Origin of the sequence: Dysosmobacter segnis, assembly GCF_014297285.1 — a bacterium.
GTDB classification, from domain to species: Bacteria; Bacillota; Clostridia; order Oscillospirales; family Oscillospiraceae; genus Oscillibacter; species Oscillibacter segnis.
This window is the reverse complement of sequence record NZ_JACOQI010000039.1, coordinates 1-8,816: the sequence shown is the minus strand read 5'-3', so window position 1 is coordinate 8,816 and position 8,816 is coordinate 1. Positions and strand designations below refer to the sequence as shown.

General features: G+C 56.9%; 10 protein-coding genes and 1 pseudogene. 3 read left to right on the top strand and 8 right to left on the bottom strand.

Going from position 1 to position 8,816, the window contains the following annotated elements; genetic code table 11:
• The 8 genes and pseudogenes from H8Z83_RS18105 to H8Z83_RS18065 all read right to left on the bottom strand — a co-directional run.
• Window positions 1–1,517, bottom strand: a 1,517-nt coding sequence (locus H8Z83_RS18105; RefSeq protein ID WP_187016336.1) for a VirB4 family type IV secretion system protein, incomplete at its 3' end; no start/stop codon positions are given.
• Window positions 1,510–2,088, bottom strand: a complete 579-nt coding sequence (locus H8Z83_RS18100; RefSeq protein WP_187016335.1) for a hypothetical protein — start codon at window positions 2,086–2,088, stop codon at window positions 1,510–1,512. The genes H8Z83_RS18105 and H8Z83_RS18100, both read right to left, overlap by 8 nt.
• Window positions 2,085–2,348, bottom strand: a complete 264-nt coding sequence (locus H8Z83_RS18095) for a hypothetical protein (RefSeq protein WP_187016334.1) — start codon at window positions 2,346–2,348, stop codon at window positions 2,085–2,087. The genes H8Z83_RS18100 and H8Z83_RS18095 overlap by 4 nt, the downstream gene beginning before the upstream one ends.
• Window positions 2,349–2,410: 62 nt before the next feature.
• The gene (locus H8Z83_RS18090; protein ID WP_187016333.1) at window positions 2,411–2,722 is read right to left on the bottom strand and encodes a hypothetical protein; all 312 of its coding nucleotides are present in this window, start codon (window positions 2,720–2,722) and stop codon (window positions 2,411–2,413) included.
• 75 nt (window positions 2,723–2,797) lie between these two features.
• Window positions 2,798–4,619, bottom strand: a pseudogene (locus tag H8Z83_RS18085) (DNA cytosine methyltransferase).
• A 15-nt stretch (window positions 4,620–4,634) separates the two neighbouring features.
• Window positions 4,635–5,531, bottom strand: coding sequence for a conjugal transfer protein TrbL family protein (locus tag H8Z83_RS18075; protein WP_187016337.1), 897 nt, complete (start codon window positions 5,529–5,531; stop codon window positions 4,635–4,637).
• 72 nt (window positions 5,532–5,603) lie between these two features.
• On the bottom strand, window positions 5,604–5,969 hold the full coding sequence (locus H8Z83_RS18070) for a nucleotidyltransferase domain-containing protein (RefSeq protein WP_187016331.1): 366 nt from the start codon (window positions 5,967–5,969) through the stop codon (window positions 5,604–5,606).
• Between the two features lie 22 nt (window positions 5,970–5,991).
• Window positions 5,992–6,201, bottom strand: coding sequence for a type II toxin-antitoxin system RelE/ParE family toxin (locus H8Z83_RS18065; protein ID WP_366464584.1), 210 nt, complete (start codon window positions 6,199–6,201; stop codon window positions 5,992–5,994).
• A 226-nt stretch (window positions 6,202–6,427) separates the two neighbouring features.
• On the opposite strand from H8Z83_RS18065, the gene H8Z83_RS18060 reads away from it, so the two are divergent.
• From H8Z83_RS18060 to H8Z83_RS18050, 3 genes are all read left to right on the top strand, one after another.
• On the top strand, window positions 6,428–7,876 hold the full coding sequence (locus H8Z83_RS18060) for a ParB/RepB/Spo0J family partition protein (RefSeq protein WP_187016329.1): 1,449 nt from the start codon (window positions 6,428–6,430) through the stop codon (window positions 7,874–7,876).
• A gap of 285 nt (window positions 7,877–8,161) precedes the next feature.
• Window positions 8,162–8,503, top strand: coding sequence for a DUF7768 domain-containing protein (locus H8Z83_RS18055; RefSeq protein WP_187016328.1), 342 nt, complete (start codon window positions 8,162–8,164; stop codon window positions 8,501–8,503).
• Window positions 8,503–8,816, top strand: a 314-nt coding sequence (locus H8Z83_RS18050; protein WP_187016327.1) for an antirestriction protein ArdA, incomplete at its 3' end; no start/stop codon positions are given. The genes H8Z83_RS18055 and H8Z83_RS18050, both read left to right, overlap by 1 nt.

Genomic DNA, 8,816 nt, shown 5'->3' with positions numbered 1-8,816 from the left:
TTAAGCGCGTTGCGGATGTAGGTGATGACGGTGGGATCGGACAGCCACAGGTACAGCTCATCAATGGCCGCCACGGAATTACCCAGTGTCAGAAGCTGATCCGACATATAGGACAGCAGGCTGAACAGCAGGGTGTTCCGCAGATTCTCCGCCATGTTATCCAGTCCCTTGACACAGAAAACAAGGAATTTGGAACGGTCAATATTGGTGTGCCCATTAAAGAACCGGGCGTCGGCGCCGCGGCACATGGAATGGAGTCCCAGCAGCAGATCCCGCAGCATCTCCCGCGGATAAAGACCGGCGGCGTCATAGTTGTCATAGGCTTCCTGGATCGTATCGTAGAGGTCGGAGAGGATTGGGTAATCGGTCGGCCGCATCGACGTAAAGTCCGTGCGGTCGGTAATGCCCCACTTTTTATATAATTGCTCCACCATCAGCTCCAGCGTGTCGATGTGGGGCGTGTCGAAGCCCTTGTAGACGCGGAACACATCCCGCAGGAAGGAGATGTGCTGGGAGAGCAACGTCCCCCGGAAAGCGTCCGGCGCGTCCGGGTCTTCCGGCCCGCTGCCATCGTCCCAGCAGCGCGGCTCCAGCAGGTTGATGCGGTACTGCCCGCTTAAGTAGTCCAAAAAGCAGCCGCCCAGGGCGCGGCACTCGTCCTCCATCTCATGCTCGGAGTCCAGAGAGATCACGCTCTTTCCCGCCTCCCGCACATTGCAGAGCAGGAGCTTCAGAAGATAACTTTTGCCCTGTCCGGTGTTGCCGAGGATGAGGGCGCTGGCGTTGGTCTTGTCAGAAGCACGGCGGTCGAAGTCCACGATGATGTTGGAGCCGAAGCGGTCCCGGCCAATGAAGAAGCCCTTGGGATCGGTTTTGCCGGAATAGTTCATGGGGTATAGATTGGCAACGCTGCGTGCGGGTAATACCCGCTCCGCAAAATTGGCAAGCTGGCTGCCGCCCGCGGGGTTGGCGGAGAGAAAGCCCTCCCGCTGGCGCAGGAGCAGCGGATCGGCGCCCATGCGGGAGCGAACCAGTTGGGCGGATACGGTGTCCCGCGCCGCGCGCAGCTTTTCCGTATCCGCGGCGGCAATATCCAAGTAAACGCCGCAGTGGATGAGCGGCTCCTTTTCCTGCCGCTGCTTCGCCAGCAGCTCCGCCATATCCCGCAGGTTGGCATCCGCCGTGACGCTTTGCTTGTAATCGTTGGTGTTGCTCCGCTCCATGCGGCTTTTGTTGGTGGCGGCGTGGAGAATGGCGTCCTCCTCGGCGGGCGTGACCTGCCGCGCCGTCAGGCGCAGGTCAACGCCGCCCATATCGCCAAGGCCCCGCAGCAGCGCCAGCTCGTCCGTCATGGGCGGGTAGCTTTTCAGTGTCATCGCCGTGTGATACCGGCCGCCGAGGATGAAGTGGTCGGTGTTGAACTTCACCGCCGCGGGCGCGATCATGTCCAGAAAGTCTTTCGGGCGCTGGACCTGCTCTGCCGCTTTCTTTTTCGGTTTTGTTTTCTTTTTAGCCATGTACATACTCCTCTCCATCGAAATCACGGAATACCTCCGTGGTGAGATCCTGCCGGTAGTAGATCGCCAGCAGGCGCTTCACATCCTGCTCCTCCGCCAGACGCACGCGGAGCCCGTGGTCACAGATGGCTTTCTCCAACTGCCGCAGCGCGCTTTCATCCGCACCGGATTTTTCATCCAGTGGGAGCACCAGTACAAATTTGCGGGAGGAGGCGGAGGAGAACTGGATGGCGTCCAGATGGGCCATGTCCCGCTCCAGCAGCTCCCGCACGGCAGGCTCCGTTTCCTCCTCCAGTCGCCGCAGGTAATACTCCTTGTTCCGCTGGAAGGATTCGCGGGAGTCCAGAGCCAGAATTTCCAGCGAGGGCTGGGTGCTGAGAAGCATGGTCAGGGAGCGGACGCGGCCCCGGATGACCTCCGGGGACAGGACGGAGAGGTTGTCCGGCTGGATCAGGAAGAAGACCCGCTCTCCGAAATCTGTCACGATGCCGTGGGGCGTCACACGGACGATGCCCATGAGCTGCCGGGTGGATTGGCGCTGGCGCAGTTCCTTTTTCTGTTTCCGATTCATGGGTCCAGCCTCCATTCGTAATATTGTTGGCATAGAAAGAGAAAACAGGCGGCACGGCGCAGGAAATCCAGAATGCTGGAGCCATCCACCTGAATGGTGAGGAAGGCATACAGCACCGTGACCACCAGCAGTCCCATGCCGAGGCCCTGGGTCAGCGCCAGCACAGAGAGCAAAGCGCCGATGCCGATCACGGCGATGTCCCGCAGCAGCCAGAGCCACAGCATGGGCTTGGCTTTCAGGTTTTCGGGGTAAATAAACATTTCGTTCCTCCAAAGCAAAACCGCTGCCGAGAATCTCAGCAGCGGTCCGTGCGATGTATTTCTTATTCTTCGGCGGCGCCGGTGTCCTCCGCCAGCGCCTGCCGGATGCAGTCCAGGAAGAAGGCGTTCTGCTTGATGCCGTTCCGCTTGAGGTATGCCTTGAGCTGCTCAAACAGCTCGGTGGGCACCTGAAACGCCACCGTCCTCACATTGTCCTTGTCCATCTTCACATTTTCCTCCATTTCATAATATTTTGTGATGAGCGCGGTCATGTACCGGCTCAGTGTCTCGCCGGATTCCGCCTGTCGCTGCCGTACTTTGGTATGCAGCTCCAAGGGAATTTCAGCGCAGAGGTTGCGCGTTTTTTCTGCCATAGCAGTTCCTCCTGTCTTTTTAATGGTAAAGCCAAGATACCCGAAAGCAAGCGCGAAAGCTATGACCAAAGCCAACTAAAAATCCCATTCCAAATCAAGCGTAATGACCATAGCCACCCGCTGCATGAGGTATTCCACGCAGGGGATGGCCACGCTGTTGCCGAGGGCTTTGTAGCGTGCGGAGTCCGAAGCGCCGGGGACATCGGTCCAACCGTCCGGGTAGCCCTGGAGCCGTTCACACTCCAGCGGTGTGAGGCGGCGAATGAGATTCCGGCAGTCCGCATCCCAGGTAGAGGTTGGCTGGCAGACAAGGTCCGTGGCATCTTTATGCTGCCGCGCGCTCTCCGTGGAGGCAATCTCATCGTCCTTGAACTGATCTACCCGCTGACGGGCATAGACGCTGTGGCGATCCGAGGTGGTCAGGGTATAGGAAATGTCCCGCTGCCAGCCGAAGCCGTTGCCGCCGTTTTGTGGCTGGCGGTCAATGGCGTTGCCTGCAATGCAGATGACTTCCTCCTGCTGTACAAGGGGAATGTTGTTCCCTCCGGTCCCATAGCGGGCGGACATGGTGGGGGCTACATCGTGCGGCCCCGTGTATCTTCCGTCAATGCCATGGTTTTCATAAACTTTGGGCCCTGTCGGACGCAGCACCAGAGGCTGGTGCCCGTGTTCCTGTGCCCGCAGGGTTCCGGTGACGTTCTCACTGCACTCCATGATCTGCCCGCCCTGATCGTTGATGCAGAGGATGCTGGGCATACAGTTCCCGCTGGGGCTGCCTTTCAACGTGGGCGCTACATCCTCCTGATATCCAATGGTCCCGGCGCTCGCGCCAGCTCCAGCAGAAAATCCAGCGACAAAGGTCTGCTGCTTCATCCCCGGCTGTGCGCCCAGCGCACCCGCCACATCGTGCAGATCCCGCACCTCGTCCCGCTGGTTGGCGGCGAATGCGATCTGCGTTTGCGGACCATTCTGACTGCTGCTTGGATTTGTGATAAAGGTCTGCATTTGGAGGTTCTGCGTTGCCATCAATGCACCGGACACACCGTCCAGGTCAATGCCTTCATTGCGCTGATTGATATGGTAGGCTTTCGCTTCGCCGGATATGGGCGCGGGCGGGTCAAGCCCTGCCTGCATACGCAAAGCTACTTCCAATAAGGGTGGCAGCGATTTGCCGCGGCAGGCTGCGCGGCGCAGGATACCCAGGCACGCTGTCTGGGATAGCGAGTATCGGGATGGCGCTGTAGCCTGCAAAATCTGCCACAAGGAACACTCGACGGCGTCTTTGGGGCACTCCGAAGTGTTGAGCATCCCAAACGATCCAAGCCATGGAGGATCGTACTCCCAATATGCCCCCAGCATATTCCCAGCGCCCGGTCTCAGGTCTAACAACATGAAGGTATGGTTCTTCAACTTGGAGGAACGCTTCGAGGACTTTTTGAAAATCCGCCCCAGGCTTTTTTTGACCCGTTTCAGCGTCCCGCCCACTTGAGAGAGCACCGACGACATTTTCCCAAATCCCGAATCTCGGCCGAATATGGATTCCTGTCCTTCCAGATTTTCTATCTGCATCTCGCATCTCCTGAATGATCCGTATTTGTTCCATAAAGAGGCCAGATCGTGCGCCGGTTAGACCAGCCCGCAAGCCAGCACAGCTGAGATCTTGGCACGGGCTGCCTCCGCAGATAATATCCACAGGCGGCAGATACGCGCCGCTCAGCTTTGTAATGTCCCCCATCTGCTCCATGCGGGGAAAACGGATCTTTGATACCAGTATGGGGAACGGCTCAATCTCGCTGGCCCAGATCGGCTCGATGCCATACCGCACCGAAGCCAGAGGAAAGCCGGAGATTCCATCGAACAGGCTCCCCATCGTAAGTTTCCGTGTTGGCTGAGTCATTTTATATACACCTCTTTACTTGATCGCCGCGGCGATGGTTCTTGTCACATTCACCGCGGACTGCGCCGTATACACGGCGCTCGTAATATTGGCCTTTGTTGTGGTGTCCAGACCGAAGCTGCCGGCAATGCGGGGCACTTCACCGGCGGAGAGCATGAGCCCCACGCCCATCAGTGCGTGATCCTTGAACACCATAAGCCCCGCAACGAGGATGGTGGACTGGAGGAAGGCGGTCAGGCACAAGCCGATGACCTGCCGCATCCAGCCCATAAAGCCGTCCAAATAGCCCCGTGGGACACTGAACATATAAAGACTGCCCACCGCAATTTGAATGAGTAAAATGCCCCCGCGTTTCAGATTGGCGAAAAACACCTTCAGCACCGCGTAGCCCATGAGGATCACGCAAAAGAGAAGCATGATGGGGCTGGTGATGATGCCAAGGCCGAAGTGGGAGCTGTTCACCACATCTGCAAGTGTCTGTATCTCGCTGAGTTCGGTGATGATGTCCTGTCCCACCTCACCAATGCTCCGTCCATAGCCGGTAAGCCCCGCGGAAAAGGTACCCTGCAGCGACACGGATAGGGCGTAGAGCCGGACGGGGACAACGGTAAACAGGCTCACCGCCAGAAAGCCCTTGATGATATTCAGGGCAGTCTGCTGTAAATTGCCCCTGCCGGTGGAGTATTCGATACCGCATTCAAAGGCGCAGACCACCACGCTGACCGTAAATAACGCCCACGCAAGGCGGGAGAAAAAGAGGACGATGGCGCTGACCCATTCCAGTTCGAACAGTTCCACGCCCATATTGCCCATGAGGGCAAAGAAGTTGCCGAGAAAGCCCACGATCTGCCCGTAGAACCAATCTACCAACTGATCCAGGACTGTCGCGGCGACAAAGTCCCAAATAAATATTGTTCATTCACCTCCGGAGACACGACAAGGCCGCCGCCCTTTCGGGCGACGGCCTTGTCGCGATAATTGGTATTATGATTTGTGGGAAAAGTTCTCGTATAGGGGGATACCATCCCGCTTGATTTTACGCTCCATTGTCACGCCTTGCGCGCGGCGGAAGAATGTATCGGCACGGTATACGAGTATATCCAAAGACATGGTTTGCAGCGGAAGGAGCGCACGGCGGATCGCCTTGACCGCATCCACCGGACGCATGGAATTTTCCGGGATAATGACGCACAAATCGTAGTCACTATCATCGGTTGGCGTACCATAAGCACGGGAGCCAAAGAGATAAATCGCCTCGGCTTTGACTGTCTCCGTGATAACCCGGCACACCGGCTCCAATTCTTTTTGCAAGGATTCCGTCTTTGCTAAATACTCGTTTTCTGTCGACATATTCATCATCCCAAAACAGTGATCACTTCAAAAGACGGGGATAGTCTGTCGTGCCATTGACGATCGCATAAATGTAAACGGTGTCGCCAATCACTTTGTAGACCGCCACATAGGTTTTTGTCAAAACCAGTTTTCGGTATCCGTTTGCGGCGAGGATCGGGTCCGGATGCGTTTGCCCCATCAGCGGGAAATCTCGCAGACGGTTTATGGCCGTTTTCATTGTACTGTAGATTTTCCGCGCGTATGATTACTTCCTATTAGGAACACTGTAAATACAAGGCTTTTCGGAGCCTACAAATCAGAAAAAATAATATTTGATCTATCACATTACGCAAAAAGCCGTCCGGCATGAAAAACGGGCGGCTTTTTTGCGTGGATAGACGGAAAGGAGGCACAAAAATAACTACAAAATTTTAGCGTTCAAATTTGTGCAACTTTAACGAAAAGGAGGATCGTAAATGGCCGATGAAAAACTGAACACAGGCCCTGCGGAGAATACTTCCCCGGAGGCCGCCGGGCCTATCACCACACCCGAACAGGCCGCAGCGTCTGAGCCCCGGCAGGAACAGACCGGGCCTGCCATACCTGAGTCCGGCGATGTGGTTGTGTCCTTTGACAAAATCAATGAACTTATGGCGGAAAAGAGGCAGAACGCCCGCGCCGAAGTCGAAAAGGCGGAAACCCCCGAAACGCCAGAGGCGGCAGCTCCCGGAGGAACACCGCAGCCCGCCAATACGGAGGAACCGAAAAAGCCGCGCCGTGGCCGTCCGCCGAAAGCGGAAAAGGCCGCGACTGAAAATCAGAAAGCGGAGAAATCGGCTGGGGCACGCAAGGGCCGCCCACCCAAGGCGGATAAGGCGGCCCCCGGCGAGGCCACGCCGACTAAGCGAGACAAATTGTCCCGAAGTGGGAAAAAGGCTGCGGAGGTTAAAGCTGCCCCCGAACCCGAAAAGGCCCCACCCGAAAATGCGGCTCCGGCTCCGGAACAGGCTCCGCCTGAGCCAGCCGCTCCACCCCGTCCTGTTGAGGAAGGAAAGCTGGTCTATCTGAAACTTTCCGAAATGCATCCGTTCCACACATTCCGTCCCCACCCGTTTAAGGTGCGGGACGATGCCAAAATGCAGGAAACGGTAGCGTCCATCAAGGCAAACGGCGTAATGGTTCCCGGCCTTGCCCGCCCGGAAAAAGACGGAAACGGTTATGAGATCGTGGCTGGCCATCGCCGCCATCATGGTTGTGAGCTGGCTGGGCTGGAGGAAATGCCCTTTATCGTCCGGGAAATGACTGACCACGAGGCGGTACAGGCTATGAAGGACAGCAACAAGCAGAGGGATCAGACGCTCCCCAGCGAACTGGCCGCCCTGTTGGAGCTGGAAGTGGAGGACATCAAGCACCAGGGCGGGCGGCTGAAAAATGTGGCCGAGGGCGATATTGGCAAACGCTCCGTTGAGATTGTGGGCGAGGCGCACGACATGAACTATAAAAAGGTCATGCGTTATCTGCGGCTGAACTCCCTTGTGCCGGAACTGCTGGACAAGGTGGACGATAAAAAAATGGGCTTTATGCCCGCTGTGGAGATTTCCTATATCCGCCCCAAAAACCAGCGGCTGATCGCTGTTTCCATTGACGGAGAACAGGCGTCCCCCTCTCTGGCCCAGGCGAAAAAGCTCCGGGAGCTGGACAAGGACGGGAAACTCAATGGTGATGTCATTGATGGCATCTTATCAGAAAAGAAAAAGGAGGATCGAGGCGTGATTATTTCTACCGCTGAACTGGAAAAGTATTTTGGCAAGGAGGCCACTCCCGCCAAAATGAAGGAGCAGATCATGACTTTGCTGGACGAGTGGAAAGAAAAACAGCCGCCCGAACTGGCGAAGGCTCCGAAAAAGATGGAGCAGGACAAGTAACCACTTCGAGACATTTTGTCCCGAGGGCCCTGACCTCCGCATCATGGCTCTGGTGGTATATATCCCCCGTCGCCGCCTGTTTTTTCGTACAGCCGGGAGCGGGCTGTCAAGGGTGCATCGCACCGCCGTTTTACGGCGGCCTGCCCTTGACGGTCTGCCCCGGCTGTGCTATTTCCCCGGCAAGCGGCGGGGGTATATCCTCCAGAGCCGCCCCCTTTCCCATGGTTGGGAAAGGGCGGGGGGATTGGGTTGAACTTTCTTATTAAAATATCGGAGGTATTGACTATGAAGCGTCCCCTTGCATACATTACCGCCGCATGGTTGAGCGGCGACAGTGAAAACGCAGAACAGGCCGCCCGCTACTGCCGGGCGGTTTATGAGGCAGGCTTTTCCCCGATCTGCCCGCCCCTTTATCTGCCCCTGTTTCTCAATGACGCAGTACCCGAGGAGCATAAAAGCGGAATCGACATGGGCCGTGACCTGCTCCGCCGCTCCCATGTGCTGGTGGTCTGCGGCCACACCATGACCGAGGCCATGAAAAATGATATTGCCGTGGCCCAGCGGCTGGGAATTACGGCAACGACCCTTGAGGGCATCCTGACCGTCAAGGGACAGGGCCGCCGCTGATGGCGACCCTGTTTGAAGCCTACGTTACCAACGCAGGGAAGTACAGCGAGGGCCAGTTTGTGGGTGAAACACTGAAATTTCCCACAACCGCCCAGGAGGTGGAGGCTCTCTTGAAACGGATCGGCGTGGATGGCGTCCGCTATCAGGAAATTTTTATTACCTCTTTCGATGGGGATGTGCTGGGGCTCTATGATCATTTGAGCGAGTATGAAAATCTGGACGAGCTTAATCATCTGGCCTGCCTGCTTTCCGAGCTTACCTCATCGGAGCTGGAAACACTGGAGGCCGTCCTCGACAGCGGCGATCACTGTTC